14 protein-coding genes are annotated in these 21,672 nt (G+C 45.4%); 4 read left to right on the top strand and 10 right to left on the bottom strand.

Annotated elements, in window-relative coordinates:
• Positions 1 to 119: 119 nt before the first annotated feature.
• The 4 genes from recD to uvrB form a co-directional block, all read right to left on the bottom strand.
• Positions 120 to 2,186, bottom strand: coding sequence for an exodeoxyribonuclease V subunit alpha (gene recD, locus EL162_RS06290; RefSeq protein ID WP_126330877.1), 2,067 nt, complete (start codon positions 2,184 to 2,186; stop codon positions 120 to 122).
• A gap of 11 nt (positions 2,187 to 2,197) precedes the next feature.
• Positions 2,198 to 6,109, bottom strand: coding sequence for a UvrD-helicase domain-containing protein (locus EL162_RS06285; RefSeq protein WP_126330875.1), 3,912 nt, complete (start codon positions 6,107 to 6,109; stop codon positions 2,198 to 2,200).
• Positions 6,110 to 6,223: 114 nt separating this feature from the next.
• Positions 6,224 to 6,817, bottom strand: coding sequence for a uracil-DNA glycosylase family protein (locus EL162_RS06280; RefSeq protein ID WP_126330873.1), 594 nt, complete (start codon positions 6,815 to 6,817; stop codon positions 6,224 to 6,226).
• 183 nt (positions 6,818 to 7,000) lie between these two features.
• Entirely contained in the window at positions 7,001 to 9,112 is a 2,112-nt protein-coding gene (gene uvrB, locus EL162_RS06275) for an excinuclease ABC subunit UvrB (protein WP_126330871.1), read from the bottom strand.
• A gap of 234 nt (positions 9,113 to 9,346) precedes the next feature.
• On the opposite strand from uvrB, the gene EL162_RS06270 reads away from it, so the two are divergent.
• Together EL162_RS06270 and dnaG are read left to right on the top strand one after the other, a co-directional pair.
• On the top strand, positions 9,347 to 10,315 hold the full coding sequence (locus EL162_RS06270) for an outer membrane protein assembly factor BamD (RefSeq protein WP_126330869.1): 969 nt from the start codon (positions 9,347 to 9,349) through the stop codon (positions 10,313 to 10,315).
• Between the two features lie 91 nt (positions 10,316 to 10,406).
• Positions 10,407 to 12,395: a DNA primase gene (gene dnaG, locus EL162_RS06265; RefSeq protein ID WP_126330867.1), complete on the top strand. Its 1,989-nt coding sequence runs from the start codon at positions 10,407 to 10,409 to the stop codon at positions 12,393 to 12,395.
• Between the two features lie 152 nt (positions 12,396 to 12,547).
• On the opposite strand, the gene EL162_RS06260 is transcribed toward dnaG, so the two are convergent.
• The 4 genes from EL162_RS06260 to EL162_RS06245 all read right to left on the bottom strand — a co-directional run bounded on the left by EL162_RS06260 (position 12,548) and on the right by EL162_RS06245 (position 17,247).
• A complete protein-coding gene (locus EL162_RS06260) occupies positions 12,548 to 12,775 on the bottom strand; it encodes a hypothetical protein (protein WP_227543387.1) in 228 nt (75 codons plus the stop codon).
• Between the two features lie 28 nt (positions 12,776 to 12,803).
• Entirely contained in the window at positions 12,804 to 13,487 is a 684-nt protein-coding gene (locus tag EL162_RS06255; RefSeq protein ID WP_076555743.1) for a glutathione S-transferase family protein, read from the bottom strand.
• A 92-nt stretch (positions 13,488 to 13,579) separates the two neighbouring features.
• A complete protein-coding gene (gene gyrA / locus EL162_RS06250; protein ID WP_126330865.1) occupies positions 13,580 to 16,258 on the bottom strand; it encodes a DNA gyrase subunit A in 2,679 nt (892 codons plus the stop codon).
• A gap of 278 nt (positions 16,259 to 16,536) precedes the next feature.
• Positions 16,537 to 17,247 (bottom strand): NAD-dependent epimerase/dehydratase family protein, encoded by a 711-nt coding sequence (locus EL162_RS06245; RefSeq protein WP_126330864.1) that lies wholly within the window; start codon positions 17,245 to 17,247, stop codon positions 16,537 to 16,539.
• A 284-nt stretch (positions 17,248 to 17,531) separates the two neighbouring features.
• Between EL162_RS06245 and rpsT the strand changes: the two genes are divergently transcribed.
• The gene (gene rpsT / locus EL162_RS06240) at positions 17,532 to 17,798 is read left to right on the top strand and encodes a 30S ribosomal protein S20 (RefSeq protein WP_076555746.1); all 267 of its coding nucleotides are present in this window, start codon (positions 17,532 to 17,534) and stop codon (positions 17,796 to 17,798) included.
• A 217-nt stretch (positions 17,799 to 18,015) separates the two neighbouring features.
• Entirely contained in the window at positions 18,016 to 18,657 is a 642-nt protein-coding gene (locus EL162_RS06235; RefSeq protein ID WP_076555747.1) for a response regulator, read from the top strand.
• A gap of 72 nt (positions 18,658 to 18,729) precedes the next feature.
• Here EL162_RS06235 and EL162_RS06230 read toward each other — a convergent pair whose 3' ends face one another.
• Together EL162_RS06230 and gpmI are read right to left on the bottom strand one after the other, a co-directional pair.
• The gene (locus tag EL162_RS06230; protein ID WP_126330862.1) at positions 18,730 to 19,986 is read right to left on the bottom strand and encodes a S41 family peptidase; all 1,257 of its coding nucleotides are present in this window, start codon (positions 19,984 to 19,986) and stop codon (positions 18,730 to 18,732) included.
• A gap of 74 nt (positions 19,987 to 20,060) precedes the next feature.
• A complete protein-coding gene (gpmI, locus tag EL162_RS06225; RefSeq protein ID WP_126330860.1) occupies positions 20,061 to 21,629 on the bottom strand; it encodes a 2,3-bisphosphoglycerate-independent phosphoglycerate mutase in 1,569 nt (522 codons plus the stop codon).
• Between the last annotated feature and the right edge of the window lie 43 nt (positions 21,630 to 21,672).

The following is a 21,672-nucleotide window of genomic DNA, read 5'->3' as shown; positions in this document are numbered from 1 at the left end:
AACCGTTCGTATGAGCTTATCAAGCCATAACAGCTTTTATGCTTAAATAATACTTAAGATAAACAAAAATCTGACTCTATAAACTTGGATAGAAAAATCATGCAGCATTTATGAATCAACTAACCCACCTGCGTGATGATTTCTGCTGTTTTTGCCAAGCCTGTTTGGCGAATGGTTGGCGTTGTCATCGCCTGCGCGATGGCATCAGCAGTGCTAAAAATTTGCACCTGTGATTTGGCACGCGTAACCGCCGTGTAGAATAACTCTTTGGACAAAAGCCGTGCATTATTCTCATCAAACACCACCGCCACCTGCTGCCATTCTGAACCTTGTGATTTATGCACCGTGATGGCATAGGCAGTCGTTACCACCGCATCGCTGATGAGCTGTGCTGGCACTGCACGCAGCGACTCTCCCTCAAAATACACCGTCAAGCCCGTGCGTGCGTACAAACAAATACCAACATCACCATTAAACAAGCCAAACTCATACAAATTCTTATTAATCATCACCACACGCCCATGATACCAATCAGACAAAGAGGTGGGCATTTTTTGGTATTTTTTGTGAATTTTGGTTAAATATTCATTAATTTTTTCATCACCAAAATCCCCTTTGTGAGCGGCACACAAGATACGATATTTATTCAAAATATTAAATAGATTATTAATAAATTCTGGTATTTTATCATCGGATAATTTTGCAAACTCAAAGCGAGAAGCATAAGTTGCCGCAAAAAAATCCTGATAAGGCTGTGCCAGCTGATCATAGCACGATGACGGCTCAACAAAAGCCTCAATGTCGGTATATGCCACATCATGACAGGCTTGGTGCAACTGGGTAAATGCCAAAAATACCTTGTTGTCATACGATTGCTGATTGATAAGCGTTGCCAATCTACCAACGCCAGATTTGCCATCAAATCGCCTTGACTCGTCCAAATGCACACGCAAATCACCCAAGCTGTCAATACGGCATAAATCCGCCAGCACCGCACCAGCATCAACCGCCGCCAACTGATTGGCATCGCCCAGCAAAATCACACGGCACCCTGTAGCAATGGCAGCAAAAAGCTGATTGGCCAGCTCCACGCCCAGCATTGATGCCTCATCGATGATAATCATGTCCTGTGGCAGTGGATTATCAGCATGATACCTAGCCTGACCATTGGTGCCGATACCGAGCAGGCGGTGAATGGTTTTTGGCTCTGGCAATTGCAATTCCACATCATCAGGCATGGCTGCTTGTAATGACTCACCCATTCGCTGTGCCGCCTTGCCCGTTGGTGCTACCAAAGACAGCCTGACAGGCATTTGCTGCCTAGCCAGTGCGATGACAATCTGTGCCACCGTGAATGTCTTGCCCGTACCCGGCCCCCCTGTGATAATGCTAAATGCCTGATTGCCAATCATCGCCATCGCTGCACGCTGCTTATCATTAATACCGTCAGGTATGTCCAGCGAAAACTGCGGCACATTCGCCCCAGCCAGTCGGATAATATGTCTCATCAGCAGCATCTCTGCCTGATAAGCACGATGCGTCCATAGCCACAAAATCTCGTGCTGATACACATAATCAATCGGTGGCTGTAAGCACAATAACGCCGCCGAAGTCGTTTGTTGTACTTTGATGATATCAGCAAAAAAAAGATTAGATTGCAAAGTTTTGACCAAATCTGGCAAGCTTCGGATTTTATTCATCACAAAAAACGCACGCAAGAGCAGCTCAAACACTGCCAACAGATGGCTAATCTGTGCATGATTGTGGGTGTTTTTGTTCAAACTTGCCATATAACGATGCTTAAGTCTAGCAATCAATACCGACCAGTCGGTCTTTGATTCTGAATGACTGGCATTTTGTATGGTGCAGAATATATCGGCAAAATCCACCACCTCGCCTGCTGCCTGCTGTAGCCTGTCAAGCACAGGGCTTAGGCAGGTAATTTGCCACTTTGGCAGATGATTTGCCAACGCAAATTTATCATCAGATGAAACGCCAAGCACCATCACCGTATGCCCATCATTAATCAGCAAAAACAACGCATATTGCAGCAGATGATACAGAACTTCTGCCGATTTTGGCAAATCGGTCGCCCCATCTAGCATATTTTTTGATTCATACCATTGGCGATTATCAGCAACTCGCTGGCTGACATAATTTCCAATGGCGGTGGTGTATATGGTCATGATTTATTCCATTATAAAATACGGTCAAGCTCAATAATCAGCTCAAGCGGTGGTTGCCACAACAAGCGTCCTGCCACTGTATCGTGCGGATAAATGCCACGCAAAAACACATATTCCACACCCCCCAAATAGCGTGCCTCGTTGCCATCATAATCAGCGATGCGAACTTTTAATAAACGATGCAGAGCAACCTGATAAATCGCCGCCTGTAGCCAATAACCCGCCCGATTCATTGCCTGCTCAAGATTGGCACTGGTGTAATCATCAATGCCATCGCCCAGATAGTTTGATTTATAATCCACCACATAAAACTTGCCTGCCGACTCATATACCAAGTCAATCTCGCCACGCAAATAACGGTAGCATACATCGGTATAACCATCATCAAGCAATATCAAACTTTTGTCGCTATATTTGGCAAAAACTTCATTTATCAAAGCAACAGAAAATTGCTCGCCAAGCCCCATCACAAAGCCCAGCTCTCGCAGCTGCTGAACTCTGGCAAGCTCTGCCAATGCCGTATGCGAAGCGGCAAACTTCGCCCAAGCAATATCATAAAGCCACGCAACCAACTGCCGATGTTCACAGTAAGCTGTGGCATCCTCATTGGGTTGTAGATATTTTTCTGGCAAACCAAGCCGCCTGCCCTGCTCTGCCACCACCGCTGCGATTCGCTCATACGCCCTCGCCATATCTATCACGCCCATCTCGTCCGTCGGCAGATATTGCAATACTTTGTGCAAAAATTCACCTGCCACCGCCCCTTTGATAAAATCAGCACGAATCTCGGTACCGTCCGTCAGTGCCTCATCGGTCATCAACTCACCAAGCCTATCACTGTGCCTATCGTCAGGTGCCAACTGCTGACTATCCAGCCTAGTGATTAATGCCGTAAAGCTGGTTTTATGCTCGGCGATGAAGGTATTTTTGTGCATTATCTGCGACCATGGCACATAAGCCTTGGGTTCTAGCTTGTCAATGTGCTGCTCATACCGTGTGTCAAGCAGTGGCACATCCTCCATCTTAATCCAGCCAACCTGCCCATCAAGGCGACAAGCCAAGCTAAGTGCCTTATCATTGGTATTTTCAAGCCACTGAAAAATCGGTCTTTGTGCCAATTTTGTCGCTGCGTGTGCATCTGTCGCCACCACATACAGCTGCTCGGACGCTCGGGTGAGAGCCACATAACCAAGCCGTCTTTTTTCGTCAATTTGTTCTTTGTCGTCAAGTTCGGCATAATAATTATCATCGCCATACTTATTTGCCGTCGCCGACAGACGACGCTGATACTGCTCATCGCTATATGCATAAAGTTGTAACGGCATTCTGCTGTTCAATCCCTTACCCAGACCCAGCACATACACGATGGCAAACTCAAGCCCCTTGGATTTATGCACAGTCATCAAATGCACACCAGACTCGCCCAGCAAATTACTGCGTTTATTGTCCTCATTTGCCTCTTTGTGCATCTGTTGATGATACCATTTGATAAACACAAGCGGATTGGTTGCAACACTCTCATTGCCACACAGCTCAACCACCCGTTCCAAATCTGCCAAATATCGCTCACCCAGACCAGCTGCTGATAGCCACAGCGATGGATTGGCTTGTGATGATTGTGATGCAATATCAATTGGTGTATGTTGCAAAGCATAGCCCAACGCACTTGCCAATCCTGATTTTTGCCACTTATCCCAAATGCGTCTAAGATAACTTGCCAGCTTGATTTTGGCAGTTGTATGTGTGGTAGATTTGTCGTCTGACAGTATCGCCATCGCCTCATCCAGCGTCAAGCCAACAATGTCAGACACCAGCCAATTGGCAAGATATTCTTGACGATTTTGATACACAACCGCTTGCAACAATGCCAAAACATCGGCAGCCGCTTGGGTTGTAAAGACATTTTCATCTCTTGGGCTGACGCAATTAATACCCAATTGCGTCAAAGCCTGAGCGATGGGCATCAGAGCCGCTGTGGTATAAGACAACACAGCAATATCACTAGGGTTAATGGCACGACCCGAGATGGTATGCTGGCTTTGTAATATATAGTTAATGTGAGCGGCGATGGCATAATCTTGATAAGACCGCTCATCTTCACTGACATGATCAAAATGCAAAATGCTGACGGGCGTACTGCCAAGCACAGCATCGCTTTTGGTATTTTGCCAGCTTAATGCTTGCGTTTGTTGGTGAGCGTTAATCGTACGATAAAAAATACCCTCGCCCAGATTGGCATGATTTTCCACGCCTACGCCGCCATTATCAACAAACCATGTATTAAGTGCCGAGATTAATTTGGCATTTGAGCGGCGATTAACATCAAGCACCAAAGACTGATTAATCAGCGGTTCACCACTGGTTGATTTGCCAAAATTCTTGATAAAATTATAATTGGCAACATCGCCACCACGGAACCGATAAATCGCCTGTTTGGGGTCGCCAACCAACAACAAAAAACCACGAGGCAACTTCGGTTTATCACCACCTACCTGCTGATAACGATGAAGATTTTTTTGATAATTGAGCAGTTCGTCCAGATAAATCAGACGAATCAATTCCGCCTGCAAACCATTAATATCTTGCGATTCATCAATCAGTGCCACAGGATAATGATGACGGATATGGCGTGCCAACGCAGGGTTGTTTTTTAATGCCGCATTAAGTCGCACCATCTGCAAGGTAAATGTCGTCTGCCCGACACTTTCCATCAAGCCTGCAATATTATCACGAACCTTATTAATGATATTTATCGCAATAACAGCCTGATGCTGCTTAACACAATTGTCAAGAAACTCAGCAAAACCACACAGCTGCTGCAAACGCTCCAGCGGCAACTGCAAAAATGCCTGCACCTGCTGATCGCTTGCTTTTTTTGTAAAAATATCCCATTGACCCCTGCCAACTTCTAGAGTTTTTTGTTGAAATTTTTGCTGATTTTCATTGAGATGATGAATAAAATCAACGCCATGCACCCGTGCCAAATCGACCAACTCTGGCAACAAGTTTAACGATTTGGAAAATGTCAATGCCAACTTGATGCCATTTTCCCTGCGATATTCCTGCTGAAAATACGGCTCAAAACCCGAAAAATCAGTCGCCAAAATCTCGTTTAGATGGTCTTGTATCTCCGCCATGCTCGGTGCGTGTGGCAGTGTATCAATCGGCGAACCAAAGAAATTCATCGCCTGATTTGCCATATTGGCAATGCCATCAATATTGCCAAAAAATTTGGGTGAATTTTTCTTAAGTAATTGATAAATTTCAGGATTGTTATTTTTTAGCCTAATTTCTTCGGCACGCAGTCCATCATGCACCAAGGCAAAGACCCTATCGCCTGCATCAGTAAGCATCTCAAGATCGCTCTGATGACCAATTTGTGCTGCAAATTCCTTTAGCCATTTTTGGGCAAGACTGTCTAGCGTTCCGACAAATAATTTATCAAGTGTGGTTAATAATAATGAAGTTCTATTGATAACTTCTGCTAAATAATTAATAGGCTGATTAAGAATAAATTGCAACAAATGCACATTGATAGGATCGTCAGAGTCATACCCTGCCAGCCTTGCCTGATTGATAATATCATCAAAAATTTCGCTTTTGTCTTGCAGCCCAAACCATGCTGGCTTTTGTGCTTGCATTGACTGTAGCCAACGCAGCAGAGCATAAAAACCATGCAACCGCTCGCTGATACGCTCCTGCATTTCGGCCGCTGCCGCACGGGTAAAGGTTGTTGCAATAATCCGCTCGGGCGGGTATCGTTTCTCGATTAATAATCGCAAAATAATTCCCGTCAGCGTCCAAGTCTTGCCCGTACCAGCCGAAGCCTCAATCAAATACGCCTGCTCAAGACTGCAGTCAATGGCGGCAATGCCTGTGGGATTTTTGGTATTTTGGGACGAGGATAAGCTGGCGTTTGACATGATGATTTCTTGATATGGGGCAAGTGGCGATGATGATACATGATATCATTAAACCTGCCAAAATTGATGAATTATTGTAGCAAATTCCTCAACAAAATTCATCACCAAAGCAAACTAACATCTCATATCCAACAACAGCCCAATTGCAGCAAACGCCTGCCGATAACTCTCCGCTTTGTACTCAAGGCGTAAAGGATAAGCCCGTGATGATGATGGCAGACGGTATAAAGTGATGGGCTTTTGATGGATTTTTAAATCCACCGATTGCCCAACTTTTGGCGGTGCTGTAGCATAGGTTTCACATAGAATCTGTGTAGCCTTTTCGCCTGTAGTGATGATACTGGTGCAATTGGGTAATTTTTCCAAAATCGCTGCGATATCCATCGGTGTGATAATTTCAAGAAATTTATCCGAAGCATTGTTGTGCAAGCGTTTGATTTGATAAGCGGTATCACTGATGGCAATACCATAATTTATTAGAAAATCTTCAATATCATCTTGGATAAATGTTTTGTTATGCTTATCAATGAATTTGTCTTGATTGGCAAAAAATACCAAACCCACAATCCGCCAAAAATCATTGTTAAAATTCGGATAATAAAAGTTCATTTTCCAACGCAGCTTTGGTGGCGGAAAACTGCCCAAAATCAGCACCTTGGCATTGGGTGGAATAAATGGGGGTAATGGGTGGGTTTCAATAGCACTCATATTACAAAACCAGTTCTTTTGACAAAAGCAATGTTTACAAATATGGCAATTGATCTGAGCAGAGTTGCATTTTGCCATCAACCAATTCTTTATTTATACAAAAATCCCCATTTGCTAAAAAAGCAAAGTTACCATAATAAAAATCATCACACCTTTTGGTGTAAAATTTAAAAACCACACCTGCTATTTCACCAACAACTCTTTCAATGCAAGCATCGTATCACGCACTTTCATCGCTTCTTCAAATTTTAGCTCTCGTGATAGTGCCTGCATTTGTTTTTCAAGACGAGCAATTTCTTTGGCAAGCAGCTTCGGTGAGTGCAAAATGCTCTCGTCCACACCTTGCAATGCCTTAGATAGAACAATCTGCACCACTTCGGTATTGTCATCATCACCCGTGTCAATCTTGTCGGTGATTTGACGCGTGGCGGATTTTGGCGTGATGCCATGCTCGGTATTGTAGGCGATTTGCTTGGCTCGGCGGCGTTCGGTTTCTTCCATCGCCTTGTGCATACTTGGCGTAATGCTATCGGCATATAGAATGGCTTTGCCATTGACATGGCGAGCGGCACGCCCAATGGTCTGAATCAGCGACCGCTCCGAGCGTAAAAAACCCTCCTTGTCTGCATCAAAAATCGCCACCAAAGAAACCTCTGGCATATCCAAGCCCTCACGCAACAGGTTAATCCCCACCAGCACATCATGCACGCCTGTGCGTAATTCATGGATAATTTTCATCCGTTCAACAGTGTCAATATCACTGTGCAAATAAGCGACTTTGATGCCGTATTCCTTTAAATAACTGGTCAAATCCTCCGCCATGCGTTTGGTCAAAACCGTAATCAGCACCCGCTCATCTACTGCTTTTCGGGCATTAATTTCGCCCAGCACATCATCTACCTGCGTCAATACAGGGCGTATCTCCAGCACAGGATCGACAAGCCCTGTTGGCCGCACCACCTGCTCTACCACTTGTTCGCTGTTTTCGAGTTCATACTGGGCAGGCGTTGCCGATACATAGATGGTAGAAGGAGCGATACGCTCCCATTCGGCAAATTTCATCGGACGATTGTCCAATGCAGATGGCAAACGAAAGCCATAATTTACCAGCGTCTCTTTGCGACTTCTGTCACCCTTGTACATCGCTCCAATCTGTGGCACAGTAACATGGCTTTCGTCAATAAACAACAAAGCGTCAGGCGGAATGTAGTCAAACAAAGTTGGCGGTGCCTCGCCTGCAGGTCTGCCCGACAGATGACGAGAATAATTCTCAATACCGTTACAATAGCCCAACTGCTGAATCATTTCCAAATCATGCTGAGTGCGTTCTTTGATACGCTGTGCCTCTATCAATTTGTCATGACTGCGAAAATATTCCAATCGCTCGGCAAGCTCAGCCTTGATGGTCTCAGCTGCCACGGTTAATCTGTCTTTTGGTGTAACATAGTGCGATTTTGGATAAATGGTAATGCGTGGTACAGATTTGATGGTTTTTCCTGTCAAAGGGTCAAACCAAGTGATTTTCTCCACTTCGTCATCAAACATCGCCACACGCACCGCAAGGCTTTCGCTCTCGGCAGGATAAATATCCAAAGTCTCGCCACGAATGCGATAAGTACCACGCCCAAAATCCAGCTCATTGCGTTCATATTGCAGCTCCACCAACCGCTTAATAATGGCGGTACGATCCACTTTATCACCCACCACCAGATGCAGCAGCATTTTTAGGTAGCTTTCGGGGTCGCCCAAGCCATAAATTGCCGATACCGATGCAATAATAATCGCATCACGCCGCTCAAGCAACGCACGAGTAGCAGACAATCGCATCTGGTCAATATGATCGTTAATCGCACTGTCTTTTTCGATAAAAGTATCGCTGGCTGGCACATAGGCTTCTGGCTGATAATAGTCATAATAGCTGACAAAATACTCCACGGCATTATGCGGAAAAAACGCCTTAAACTCGCCATACAGCTGAGCTGCCAAAGTTTTGTTATGAGCCATGATAATCGCAGGTCGTCCGCACTCGGCGATGACCTTTGCCATTGTGTAGGTCTTGCCAGAGCCAGTAACCCCAAGCAATAACTGACCATGCATACCCTGCTCCACCCCCCGAACAAGGCTTGCGATGGCAGTCGGCTGATCACCCGATGGTTCAAACTCCGTTACCATCTGAAATGCCTGACTGCCGATTTGTGTGCCTGATACATTTACCCCTGTCAATTGGGCTTCGTCTTGTAGCTGTTTGGCAAGCTGATTGGTCTGGATTTGGCTGCGTGTGGCTGGCTGTCTCATGGTCGCTCCTGTGGCTATTATCTCATCTATATAGGGTCTTGATAAGAATTTTAAACCACGATATGACAAATCTATCAAAGCAATGCCTGATATTTGGACAATAAACAAACGCTTACCCGTTTGGCACCGCTATCAGTCAAGTCGTCAGTAAATCATGCGTGTTGCGTTGTCTTAGTCCAAAAAACATGCTAAACTAGCCAAAAGTTTATTTAAAAATAACATCGAGTATTTATCATGAAAACAACGCACAAAAACCTACTGGTCGCCATGACTGTCAGCACTTTGGCCATCAGTGGCTGTACCAGTATCGGCAAAATGCTGGATAAAAAACCAGAAACCATTGCAACTGCCGAAAAAAGCGATGCCGCCTATTATCAAGAAGCCACCACTGCACTTGATAAGGGCTATAACCGAGAAGCCATCGATGCTCTCAACAATATTCGCACCTTTTACCCCACAGGACGATATGCCGAACAAGCCTTGCTTGACTTGATTTATGCACAATATCAAGCCAATGATTTTGAGGCAGTAACTGCCAGCACTGCTGAATTTATCCGCCTATATCCGACCAGCCAGTCGGTAGATTATGCCCTGTATGTACAAGGCGTGACCAACATGGGCGGTGCCCCAAAAGCCTCACGCTTATTTAATCTAGACCAAGCACAGCGTGATACCACTTATTTGCGTTTGGCATTTCAGGATTTTCAAAATTTACTTAACAATTATCCAAACAGTGTCTATGCTGGTGATGCTGCCCAACGCATGATTGCTATTTATAATGAATTTGCCGAAAATGAACTGGTCGCTGCACGCTGGTATGTTAAGCGAGATGCACTGGTTGCTGCCGCCAACCGTGCCAAATGGGTGTTTCAATACTACCCAACTTCAACTGGTGTGCCAGAAGCAATTGCCATCTTGGCATATGCCAATGACAACCTTGGCTTGACAGAAACCGCCAACCAATACAAAACCTTGTTAAAAATCAATTATCCAGAGTATCTAAACCAAGATGGCTCGGTGCGTTTGAGCGATACGCAAGCAAAAACTCGCGGTCAAAAACTGCTCTCTGCTGTCAGCTTTGGCAAGCTGGGTCGAGCAAACAATAAAACAGATGGCTATCAAGGTCAATACAATGGGCAAACTCGCACGCAAGTGATTGAGCAAGCAAATAGCTTGACCCTACCAAATCGCAACAATCAATAATTAACCAGCACTTAACAATCACCCAACCGATTGTTAAGTGCCAATTTTGATATCATCAAAGCGACCAAGGCGTACCACGACAAAGACAACCATGCAAATACCAGAGATACTTCTTGAGCAGCTAAACAGCCAAGCAGATTTGGTTGGCATGATTGGCAAACATACCACCTTAAAGCCAGCAGGTCGTGAATTTAAGGGGTGTTGCCCTTTTCATGGCGAAAAAACCCCTTCTTTTTATGTTAATCCCGAGACCAATTTATACTACTGCTTTGGTTGTCATGCCAAAGGCAATGCCATTGGTTTTTTAAAGGATTTTGAACGATTTAGCTTTATTGAAGCGGTAACATATCTGTCCGAACAAACAGGCATTGAGCTGCCAAAAGACGATAATTATCAAAAAAAACTAAAATATAAAAAAATAATAAAAAGCGAAGGTGCAAAGCCTTATCCTGCAGCTCATCACCATTTTGACGATACCAGTCTACAGGATAGCAATCACAAACCGACTGTTATAGCGACAGATTGGCAGCCTAATCAGCCCCCTGCCCAAGAACAAGCACAGGGTGATTTATACAGCCTACTTGACAGTATTTGTCAGTATTATCAATTTATGCTACACAGCACTCCAGCTGCCAAGCAGTATTTTCTTGACCGAGGGTTAAGCGAGCAGACCATTACTGCCTTTGGCTTGGGCTATGCACCAGAAGGCTGGCAACATCTTGAGCAGGTTTTTCCCCAAGACCTTGAGGGCTTGCAGATACTGGGTCTGGTGCGTCAATCCAAGACCGATGGACGCACATTTGACCTATTAAGGCATCGCGTTATTTTTCCCATCAGAGACAATCAGGGTCGGGTGATTGGTTTTGCAGGTCGTAGTTTGGGCGATGAAATGCCAAAGTACATCAACTCCAGCGAGTCGCCTGTGTTTCAAAAACAGCACATTTTATATGGGCTTTATGAAGCTCGCAAGCAAAAAGCCAGTGATTATTTGGTCGTTGAGGGATACATGGATGTCATCAGCTTGTACCAAGCTGGTATCTATGGGGCGGTTGCTCCAATGGGAACGGCAGTCAATCAAAAACAAATCGAACGACTGCTACGCTACAATCCCAAATTGACCCTGTGCTTTGATGGTGATAATGCAGGTCAGCGTGCTGCATGGCGAACGCTTGAGGTGGCAGCTCCCATCTTGTATGATGACAAAGAACTGCGTTTTTTAATCCTGCCAGACAATCACGACCCTGACACTTATATTCAGGCACATGGTGCAGAAGCCATGCGTCAAGCCATTGACAAGGCACTTAGCTTATCGGCATACCTATACAGCGTCTTGGCGAGCCAGTACGATCTGACACGCCCTGAATCAAAGGCTCATGCCATGGCGGCACTACGTGAATTGACCGAGCAACTCCCCAAAGGCTCAAGCCTAAAATGGTGGCTTAGCAGTGATATCTACCAAAAAATCAAAGCACTGGGCAATAACCGCTATCCAAGCTCCACGGTTGATGTGATTGATTATACGCACGATGCCACAGATACCATCAGCGAGATAGGGTTGTACCTGCTGCACAACCCAGCCCTGCTCACGCCCGACCCTTTGGCATATATCATCACAAACTCTGGTATGGATACAGCCCATCTGGCACTGTCGGAGCGGCTGACAAATCAAGCAATCACACCACCAGAACTGCCCTCTTGGCAAAATCTTGCCAGCCCAATGCTGAGCGAAATCATCGCCACCATACAAGCCCTACCTGACGAGCTGGTTTATGATGATACAGTTGATGCCAATCAGCGAGCTTACTTCATTATCGCTGCCATGAGTGATGAAACCAAGCAACAACTGACCACGCATTGGCAGCATTTCACCCAAACCAAAATCACCCAAAAAGTGCAAGATAACAGGCCGCTATTTTTTGAGATTTTATGTAATGCGATTCAAGATTGGCTAAAAAATGAACAGCAAAAAAATAGCCGCAGCCTGCTTTTGAGTGAAATCTATAAACGCCGCCTGCAAGCACTAAACCACTGGGACGCCCTGCACAACAAAGCACCTTTGGCAGAGATTTTGACAAAATAACCAGTCGCCAAACCCTACGGAGCTACTCTGGCATGATGCGGTTTTGGCATGAATGCAATAGGCAGGATTAAGACTGGCTTGATGGGCATTTTACTGGCACATTCATGGCAAAAAAGCAAAAGTTACAAACGCCCACAAGCAAGTCAGTAAGTCTATGGCGATACTTTGGCGGATTGGCTTGGCTGGCATACAATCACACCATCTTGACCAACAGGCTCTTGATTGAGTGATTTGCAATAATTCATCTGCCGAGACTGATGTGCCAAAAACCCTGCAACAAAGCTCATTATGCATAACAAAAGCACCAATATCTTGGTAGCCACACGGCGTATTAAGGTATTGCTGCTTGATTGTATAACTGGTTGATTATTGGTAGACATGGTTTAATTGATTCATTGCACAATATGATTATAATGGCTCACCCGCCAGCTCTTTGGCACGCACAAAGGCTGCTCTTTGCTCACAGCGGACAAGCCATGCTTGGATATTTGGATGGTTGCTGGTTATTTTATTGGCAAGTTTGGCACCGTATACCGCCAAATACATCTGAATATCCGCTGCACTAAACCGCTCCGCCAGCCACGGTTGTTTATCAAGCGTTGTCTCTATCATTGCGAGTGCTTTGGTGATATTTTTTGCCAAAACTGCATGATTGATGGCGGTGGTGAATTTTTTTGCCACAGGCTTGACAAACCATGGGGATTTTTTGACAGATTTTCGTAAAATCAGCCCCATCACCAACGGTGGCATCAGCGTTCCTTCGGCAAAATGCAACCAATACACATAATCACGCCACAGCTTAGCCTCACTGGGGCGAAATTGCATTTTTGTATCATAATTTGTTAGTAAATATTCAATAATTGCTGCCGACTCTGCCATGCTCTGCTCACCGACTGCTAAGGTGTCATCAAGCAAAATCGGAGCTTTGCCCATTGGGTGAATCTCGGTCAATGACTCAGGTGCCAGCAAAGTTTTGCTGTCTCTATCTATGGTGTGCAGCTGATAATCTATCGGATAATGCAGTTTTAATTCCTCAAGCAGCCACACAACGCGAAACGATCGAGAATTTTTCAAATGGTATAAATGCAACATACACACCACCTTAACGCCAGTTAAGTTGAGTAGCAACACTGGCAGTTTGCCCAATAAACAAGCCCAAACATCATCAGCTTGGGCTTGTCCAGTTATTCCACCGCAGTCTCATTATCAGATGGTTCAATGCTCTCATCGGCAGATTCTTCATCTTCATGCTCAACACAAGCCATGCCGACAAGCACCTCTTCGTCCATGATGCGAATCAGCTTCACGCCTTGTGCGTTGCGTCCAGCGATTGCGATTTGAGCCACAGGCGTACGCACCAATGTACCTTTATCAGAGATTAAGATAACATCTTCCTCACCTGTTACCGCCACCGCCTTGACCAGCTGACCGTTGCGTTCAGAAGTTTTGATAGCAATCACACCCTTGCCGCCACGGCCTTTGGTTGGATAATCTTCAATTGCTGTGCGTTTGCCAAAACCGTTTTCACAAGCACACAAAATCTCACCTGATGCTGGCACCACCACCAACGATACCACACGGCTAACGGCAAAACCATCATCGGCGTCATCGGTATCGTCATCGATAGGCTCTTCATCATCAACACCTGCCAGCAGGTTCACACGCATACCACGCACACCTTTGGCGATACGGCTCATGGTGCGAATGCTGTTTTCTTTAAAGCGGATTGCTTTACCTTCATTGCTAAACAGCATAATTTCTTGTTCGCCATCGGTAATCGCCACGCCGATAAGCGTATCACCTTCTGCCAAATCAATGGCACGCAAACCATTGGCACGCAAATTGGCAAATTGCGATAATGCCACTCGTTTTACTGTGCCTGATGCTGTTGCAAAAAATACAAAACTTTGTTCGTCTTTTAAATCCGCCACAGGCAAAATCGCCGTTACCGACTCTTCTGGCTCTAGGTTGATAAGATTAACCAAAGGACGGCCTTTTGAGCCGCGACTTGCCAGCGGAATCTCAAATCCACGCAAGCCAAACACACGCCCTGTATTGGTAAAGCACATGATATGTGCATGGGTGCTGGTAACCAACAAATGCTCAATCACATCGTCTTCTTTCATGGCGGTTGCCGAACGACCTTTGCCACCTCGTTTTTGGGCTTGGTAATCGCTGATCGGTTGCGTTTTGGCATAGCCTGTGCGAGAGACTGTCAGCACGACGGTTTGTTCAGGGATTAAATCCTCTCGGTTAAAATCATGGCGAGCATCAACAATGTCTGTTCTGCGTTCATCGCCAAACTCATCACGAATCTCAACAAGCTCGCCACGCACCACACCCATCAGCACTTCAAAATCATTCAAAATGCGATTAAGACGAGCAATTTCGCCCAAAATCTCTTGGTATTCACCAGTTAATTTGTCTTGCTCCAGACCAGTTAGGCGATGCAGCTGCATATCCAAGATGGCATTTACCTGATCTGGCGACAAACGATAGCGTGTCTTACCATCAATCAAGCCGTACGGTGCATTCAAATCCTCACCGTCAATAATCTCGGGTCGGATTGAGTCCGCACCAGCCGCCTCAAGCATCGCCACCACCCCAGCAGACTGCCAAGTGCGAGCCAACAAATTATCCCGTGCCTGACTGCGGTTGGCAGAGTTTTTGATAAGCTCCAAAACTTCATCAATGTTCGCCAAAGCAATCGCCAGCCCTTCTAACAAATGACCACGCACCAAGGCTTTGTTTAGCTCAAAAATCGTGCGGCGTGTTACCACCTCTTGACGATGGCGGATAAATGCTGCTACCAAATCTTTTAGCGTCATCAACTTAGGCTGACCATTATCCAGTGCCACCATGTTGATACTAAAGCTGGTTTCAAGCGGTGTTTGGCTAAATAGATTATTTACCATTACTTCGGCATTTTCGCCACGGCGTAAATCAATCGCAACACGCACGCCCTCTTTGTCAGACTCATCACGAATCTCGGTAATACCCTCAATCTTTTTGGCATTCACCAAATCAGCGATATGCTTGATAAGATTTGCTTTATTGACTTGGTAGGGAATTTCGGTAAAAACAATGCGTTCACGGTCTTTATTGGCACCGCTTTCACCCATCGGCTCAATGTGATAACGACCACGAATATGCAAACGACCCTTACCTGTGCGATACGCATCAACAATGCCACTTCTGCCATAGATAATACCGCCCGTCGGAAAATCTGGGCCCGAGATATGCGTAATCAGCTCATCGGTTGAGATATTTGGATTGTCTGCATAAGCAAGGCAGGCGTTTAGCACCTCTGTTAGGTTGTGCGGTGCCATGTTGGTTGCCATACCGACGGCAATCCCTGCTGCACCATTGACCAGCAAATTGGGAATCCGTGCAGGCAACACACTTGGCATTTTCATCGAGCCATCGTAGTTGTCCTCCCAATCCACCGTATCCTTATCAAGGTCAGCAAGCATCCTGTGCGTGAGTTTCTGCATTTTCATTTCGGTATAACGCATTGCTGCTGGTGGGTCGCCATCCATTGAGCCAAAGTTACCCTGACCATTGACCAACATATACCGCAAACTAAAATCCTGTGCCATACGCACGATGGCATCATACACGGCGGTATCACCATGCGGGTGATATTTACCGATAACATCACCCACCACACGGGCAGATTTTAGGTATTTTTTATTGTAGTCATTGCCCAGCTCATGCATGGCGTACAAAATGCGGCGATGCACAGGCTTTAGACCATCACGCACATCGGGCAAAGCACGCGAGACGATGACGCTCATTGCATAGTCCAGATATGACCGCTTTAATTCATCGACAATGCCAATGGGGCTGACCGAATCACTCATAAAAAATCCTTGTTAAAAATGCAATAATCAGCAAATCTGCCACCAAGTTCAGATTTGCAAATCATCACTTATCAAGATTGTTCATTAACAAAATAACGCATTATTTTAGCACAAAATGGGCAAATTTTGTATCAAAATCGATGCAGTTTGTGCCGTTTGCCAACAACATTATGGCAATTTGCACAAAGTTTGTACAATTCATTGACAAAATAAGCAAACCCATGCCGAATAGACATCAGGCATGGTTGATTTGTTTATGATAAATAATATTATGAAGATTATTTTGGTGCTTTGGCGGATTTTGTTACACTTTTGAGCATCTGCTCATGGGTGATGATGGTTGCCTGATTTGGGGTGCGTAATGACGGCTGATGATTATGCTCATAGGCAGAAAGTGCCATGCACTGTGCCACCTGCTCGGGACTCAATGGGCGTTTTTTCTTAAAATTGAGTAGCGATAAGCTATTTTTTAGGGCATTTACGCCCATTTTGGCAGCATTTTTTAGTGCAAAAGCCTGCTTGGCTTGGGTTAGTCCACTTAAGCGAAAAATTGCCAAAGTATCAAAACTTAAGGTGCGTAAATAATATTCCACATCAGCCTTGGCAATCAACTCGTCATTTTGGTTGGGTGCATCGGTGCCATCTTTTGACAAAAAATAAAACTGCGTTACGCCCTTTTTTTTGCACGCTTTGGCAAATTCTAGATTATAAAGAACATTCACCTGATAAAATTCATCAGAGCTTGCCACCTGTGTATGCGACACCCCAAGACAACTAAAAGCATCCGTATCAGCACCGATTGCCATCGCCTCAATGGTGGTTGCCAATGAGCGAAAATCCGCCACATGATACACTTGCATATTAGCACTGATGGCACGAGGCTGCGTGCGGGTAATCAAAATCACCGTTTCGTACAACACCGCCAACTGCTGTGCCAATGCCTGTCCGACACGCCCAGAGCTACCAATCAAAATTGCCTTTGTTTTCATCAATGCCGCTTTCCTTTTTGTTTGGCACTTGACCCAATATTTGTCAATAAGACCAATAAAAACTAATATTTTAGCACAGATTTTTGTGAAAATAAGCACAACACTGCCAATTTGTAAAAATTTTACGCATTTATCAAGAAAATTTGCACGATGGCTCAATTTATATATTGAGAGTTGTGCAAGATTTTGGTAAGATATGTTGTTAATTGTCCAAGCCGTACGCTATCCTCAAGCGTATTACACCCACTTTTTTATTTTAATACTTAAACTTTTAAGGATTTATCATGGCAAACTCTGCACAAGCTCGTAAGCGTGCTCGTCAAAACACCAAGCGTCGCCAACACAACGCTTCTCAGCGTTCGATGGTGCGTACTTTTATCAAACGCGTTAATGCTGCCATCGAGGCAAAATCATACGAATTGGCAACCGAAGCCTACAACAAAGCTGTGCCAGTTATCGATCGCATGGCTGACAAAGGCATCATTCACAAAAACAAAGCTGCTCGCCATAAGAGCCGCCTAAATGCTGCCATCAAAGCACTAAAGGGCTAATTTGACCCATGCAAGAACCCAAGTTTATCGCTTGGGTTCTTTTTTGTGATACGCCGATATACAACAGATTATTTTTAGAAAATATTAATAATCGCTGTGTATAATGAATAAATCATGGCGTGCTAATTATTCAAAAGAGCAGACAATATTGTTTGCAAGGCAGTGTGTTTATAGTAGCAAATTACGCCACAATTTTGGCTTGACAACAAGGATTGCAATGAGTATTAAAGTTTTGATTGCTGACGATCATGATTTGGTGCGTATGGGCATTGCTCGCATGCTAGATGACGACCCTGATATTGAGGTGGTTGGCGAGGCGGCCGATGGCGACAGTGCTGTGCTACAAGTCCGCAAAATACCCATTGATGTGGTGCTGCTTGATGTCAATATGCCCAATATTGATGGCATTGAAGCAACTCGCCGCATCAAGCAATTTGATGCCAATATTAAAATTTTGGCAATCTCTGGCATCTCCTCCCAGCCCTATCCGTCCATGCTATTAAAGGCAGGTGTCAATGGCTACATTACCAAAGGCACGCCACTTGACGAAATGATTCGTGCCATCAAAAAGGTTCATGCAGGCTCGCGTTATTTTAGCCACGATGTTGCCGAACAACTGGCTGAAGTGGTATTGGGCGAACAAAGCCACTCCCCTTTTGATACACTCTCCGAACGAGAAAAGCAGGTGGCGATGATGGTGGTAAATTGCCAAAGCACTCAGCAGATTGCCGATCAGTTATTTGTCAGTGCCAAAACTGTCAATACTTACCGCTATCGTATTTTTGAAAAGCTCGGTGTTGATAGCGATGTTAAGCTTACGCATCTTGCCATACGGCATGGATTGGTGCAGGCTCAATGAGCTTAAGTCAAATCACCACGCCAATGCCACTTGTGCATTTTGCAATCTGTCATTGGCAAACAAGGCTATCGATTACTGATTACTCGCTTTGGCTTGCTCCATGAGATTTAGGCTAAGCTGCAACCACTCATCGCCAGCTTCATCACTTATAACAGGCTCAAATGACACATCTGGCACAACGCCGATTTTGTCAATCTTGCCACCTTTTGGTGTTAAATAGCGTGCCGTGGTCAGCTTAATGCCTTGATTGCGGCCAATTGGCACGATTGATTGCACCGAGCCTTTGCCATAACTAGTCTCACCGACAATTAACGCCCTGCCATGCGTCTGCAAACTGCTCGATAGCACTTCGGCTGCTGATGCCGAATAGCGGTTTTGTAGAATAATCACAGGCATGGATTCCAAAATTGGCGACCCTTGCGTCTCCAGCACACGCTCAATGCCTGTGCGATTTTGCACTTGGGTTACGACCTTTTTTCGCATGAATAATGATGCCACCTCCACCGCAGCATCAAGCACCCCGCCAGGATTATTACGCAAATCAATTACCACGCCTTGTATCGGTGTGCTAATCAATTGCAAGCGATCAACAATCTCTTGACGCGTGTTATTCTGAAAAACTGGCAATTTGATGATGGCAATGTTGTTTTGGGTCAAAACCTCAATGGTGCTTTTTTGCATTTGGTTGCGTAACAAATTACTGGTCTGCTTTGACCGCCCTGCACGCGAATAAGTAACATCAACACTGGTGCCTGCAATGCCATTTAGCAACTGGATAATATCATTATCACTCTGGGATTGATTGAGTTTAATGTCGCCAATCTGATGCAAATAATCACCCACAGCAATGCCTGCCGCCTTGGCAGGTGAATCGGCAGCAACCTCATCAACCACCCAATGAGCCTCGCTGGGTTTGTATGTGGCTTTTAGACCAACGCCTGCCACATTGCCCGTGGTGAATGAGTTAAGGTTGGCAAATGCCGTCTCATCAAGAAATTCAGCATTGCGATCGATGCCTGTTAGCATACCTCGCATTGCTTGCTGGAATAATAATTCATCATCAACAGGCTCAACATATTCTCGCCGCATCAAATCCACCGCCTGCACAAAGGTTTTGAGCGTCAAAGGGCTGATGGTATTTAGCGGCACACGACCAGCGTGCAAGCCACTGATGCCGTACAGCTGATTTGGCTCGGCATCCAATACCTGCAATGATGATTCTGGCTCACCAGAAGCAGTCGGCAAAATCACTGGCGATGAAGCTGTATTTGCACTTGCTGTCATGGCAAATCCCATCGCTACCGCTGTTATCAGTATGGTTGGCTTCATATCAAACAACCCTTTGATTTTGTTCAGTTTTATAATAACGCCAATTATAGGCACTGATGACAAAGACAATTGACTTATGAAGCATGTTCAACAAGCAAGCTCTCGCCAGTCATCTGCTCTGGCTTATCCAGCCCCATCAAGTGCAAGATGGTTGGGGCGACATCGCACAATCTACCGCCATCACGCACCGCCAATGGCTTATCACCAACATAAATAAACGGCACAGGCTCGGTGGTGTGCTGTGTATGCACCTGCCCACTTTCATAGTCCTGCATCTGTTCGCAGTTGCCATGATCGGCAGTGATGAGCAAATGACCACCTGCAGCCCTTACATGCTCAGCCACCCTGCCAATACAGCTGTCAACCGCCTCCACGGCTTTTACTGCTGCCTCAAAAACACCCGAATGGCCAACCATATCGCCATTGGCATAATTCATAATCAATACATCGTATTTGCCAGAATCGATGGCTGCTGTTAATTTATCAGTAACCTCAAAAGCACTCATCTCAGGCTTTAAATCATAAGTGGCAACATTGGGGCTATTGACCAAAATCCGCTCCTCGCCCTCATACAGCTCTTCGCGACCGCCACTAAAGAAAAAGGTAACATGGGCATATTTCTCAGTTTCGGCAATGCGTAGCTGGGTTTTGCCAAGATTTTGTAGATATTCGCCCAGCGTATTGCTTAGACTGGTTGGCTCGTAGGCAATGCTGGTTTTTGGGTTATCTGCCAGCTCATCAGAATATTTGGTCAGCATCACAAAAGCCGACAGTTCAGGGTTGATATGACGCACAAATCCTGCAAATGACGGATCAACAAAAGCCAAACTCAGCTCTCTTGCTCTATCGGCACGGAAATTCATAAAAATCACGCCATCATTATCACAAATCACGCCATTGTCATCAATGATGGTCGCCTGCACAAACTCATCTGTCTGCTCGGCAGCATAAGCCAAATCAACTGCCTGTAATGCACTTGTGGCGGTACGCACCGCTTTGGCTTCGGTCAATAACTCATAGCACGCCTGCACACGATCCCAGCGTTTATCACGATCCATCGCATAAAAACGACCTATCACACTGGCGATTTTGGCAGTGCCGTCAAACTCCGCATTAAGTTCATCAAGCGCCGCCTCGATCTGTGTAATGTATTGCTTGGCTGACTGTGGTGGTGTATCACGCCCATCCAAAAAAGCATGCACAAATACCTGCAACGCCCCCTGTGCCAACGCCAACCTTGCCGCCGCCTGAATATGGTCAATGTGTGCATGAACACCGCCATCAGACAACAAGCCCAAAATATGCACCGCCCCTTCGTTATTAATTGTGGTATTGATGGCATCAGTCAGTACAGTATTGGCAAAAAATCCACCACTGGCGATGTCATTCATAATGCGGGTTGAATCCTGAAACAAGATACGGCCAGCCCCAAGGTTCATATGCCCAACTTCTGAATTGCCAAACTGTCCATCAGGTAAGCCAACATCAAGCCCCGAACCTGAAATCAACCCATGCGGACAGCTGGCTGTCAAAGCGTCCAAATTCGGCGTAGCAGCCGCCAACACAGCATTATCTCTAGGGTCTTCACGATGACCAATGCCGTCCAAAATCATCAGTACATGGGGAATTTTTTTGTCAGTCATGCCACACCTTTTTTGCTAAGGAAAATAAAATCTCTCACCGTCA

It is taken from the genome of Moraxella cuniculi (assembly GCF_900637105.1).
GTDB lineage: Bacteria > Pseudomonadota > Gammaproteobacteria > Pseudomonadales > Moraxellaceae > Moraxella > Moraxella cuniculi.
This window is presented reverse-complemented; position numbering and strand designations above follow the sequence as displayed.

Excerpts from the sequence above, each read along its gene's own strand:
- EL162_RS06260 (WP_227543387.1), bottom strand. The coding sequence starts at position 12,775 with ATGTCTACCAATAATCAACCAGTTATACAATCAAGCAGCAATACCTTA.
- EL162_RS06255 (WP_076555743.1), bottom strand. The coding sequence starts at position 13,487 with ATGTTGCATTTATACCATTTGAAAAATTCTCGATCGTTTCGCGTTGTG.
- uvrB (WP_126330871.1), bottom strand. The coding sequence starts at position 9,112 with ATGAGACAGCCAGCCACACGCAGCCAAATCCAGACCAATCAGCTTGCC.
- EL162_RS06270 (WP_126330869.1), top strand. The coding sequence starts at position 9,347 with ATGAAAACAACGCACAAAAACCTACTGGTCGCCATGACTGTCAGCACT.
- EL162_RS06235 (WP_076555747.1), top strand. The coding sequence starts at position 18,016 with ATGAGTATTAAAGTTTTGATTGCTGACGATCATGATTTGGTGCGTATG.
- gyrA (WP_126330865.1), bottom strand. The coding sequence starts at position 16,258 with ATGAGTGATTCGGTCAGCCCCATTGGCATTGTCGATGAATTAAAGCGG.
- rpsT (WP_076555746.1), top strand. The coding sequence starts at position 17,532 with ATGGCAAACTCTGCACAAGCTCGTAAGCGTGCTCGTCAAAACACCAAG.
- recD (WP_126330877.1), bottom strand. The coding sequence starts at position 2,186 with ATGACCATATACACCACCGCCATTGGAAATTATGTCAGCCAGCGAGTT.
- EL162_RS06285 (WP_126330875.1), bottom strand. The coding sequence starts at position 6,109 with ATGTCAAACGCCAGCTTATCCTCGTCCCAAAATACCAAAAATCCCACA.
- dnaG (WP_126330867.1), top strand. The coding sequence starts at position 10,407 with ATGCAAATACCAGAGATACTTCTTGAGCAGCTAAACAGCCAAGCAGAT.
- gpmI (WP_126330860.1), bottom strand. The coding sequence starts at position 21,629 with ATGACTGACAAAAAAATTCCCCATGTACTGATGATTTTGGACGGCATT.
- EL162_RS06280 (WP_126330873.1), bottom strand. The coding sequence starts at position 6,817 with ATGAGTGCTATTGAAACCCACCCATTACCCCCATTTATTCCACCCAAT.
- EL162_RS06245 (WP_126330864.1), bottom strand. The coding sequence starts at position 17,247 with ATGAAAACAAAGGCAATTTTGATTGGTAGCTCTGGGCGTGTCGGACAG.
- EL162_RS06230 (WP_126330862.1), bottom strand. The coding sequence starts at position 19,986 with ATGAAGCCAACCATACTGATAACAGCGGTAGCGATGGGATTTGCCATG.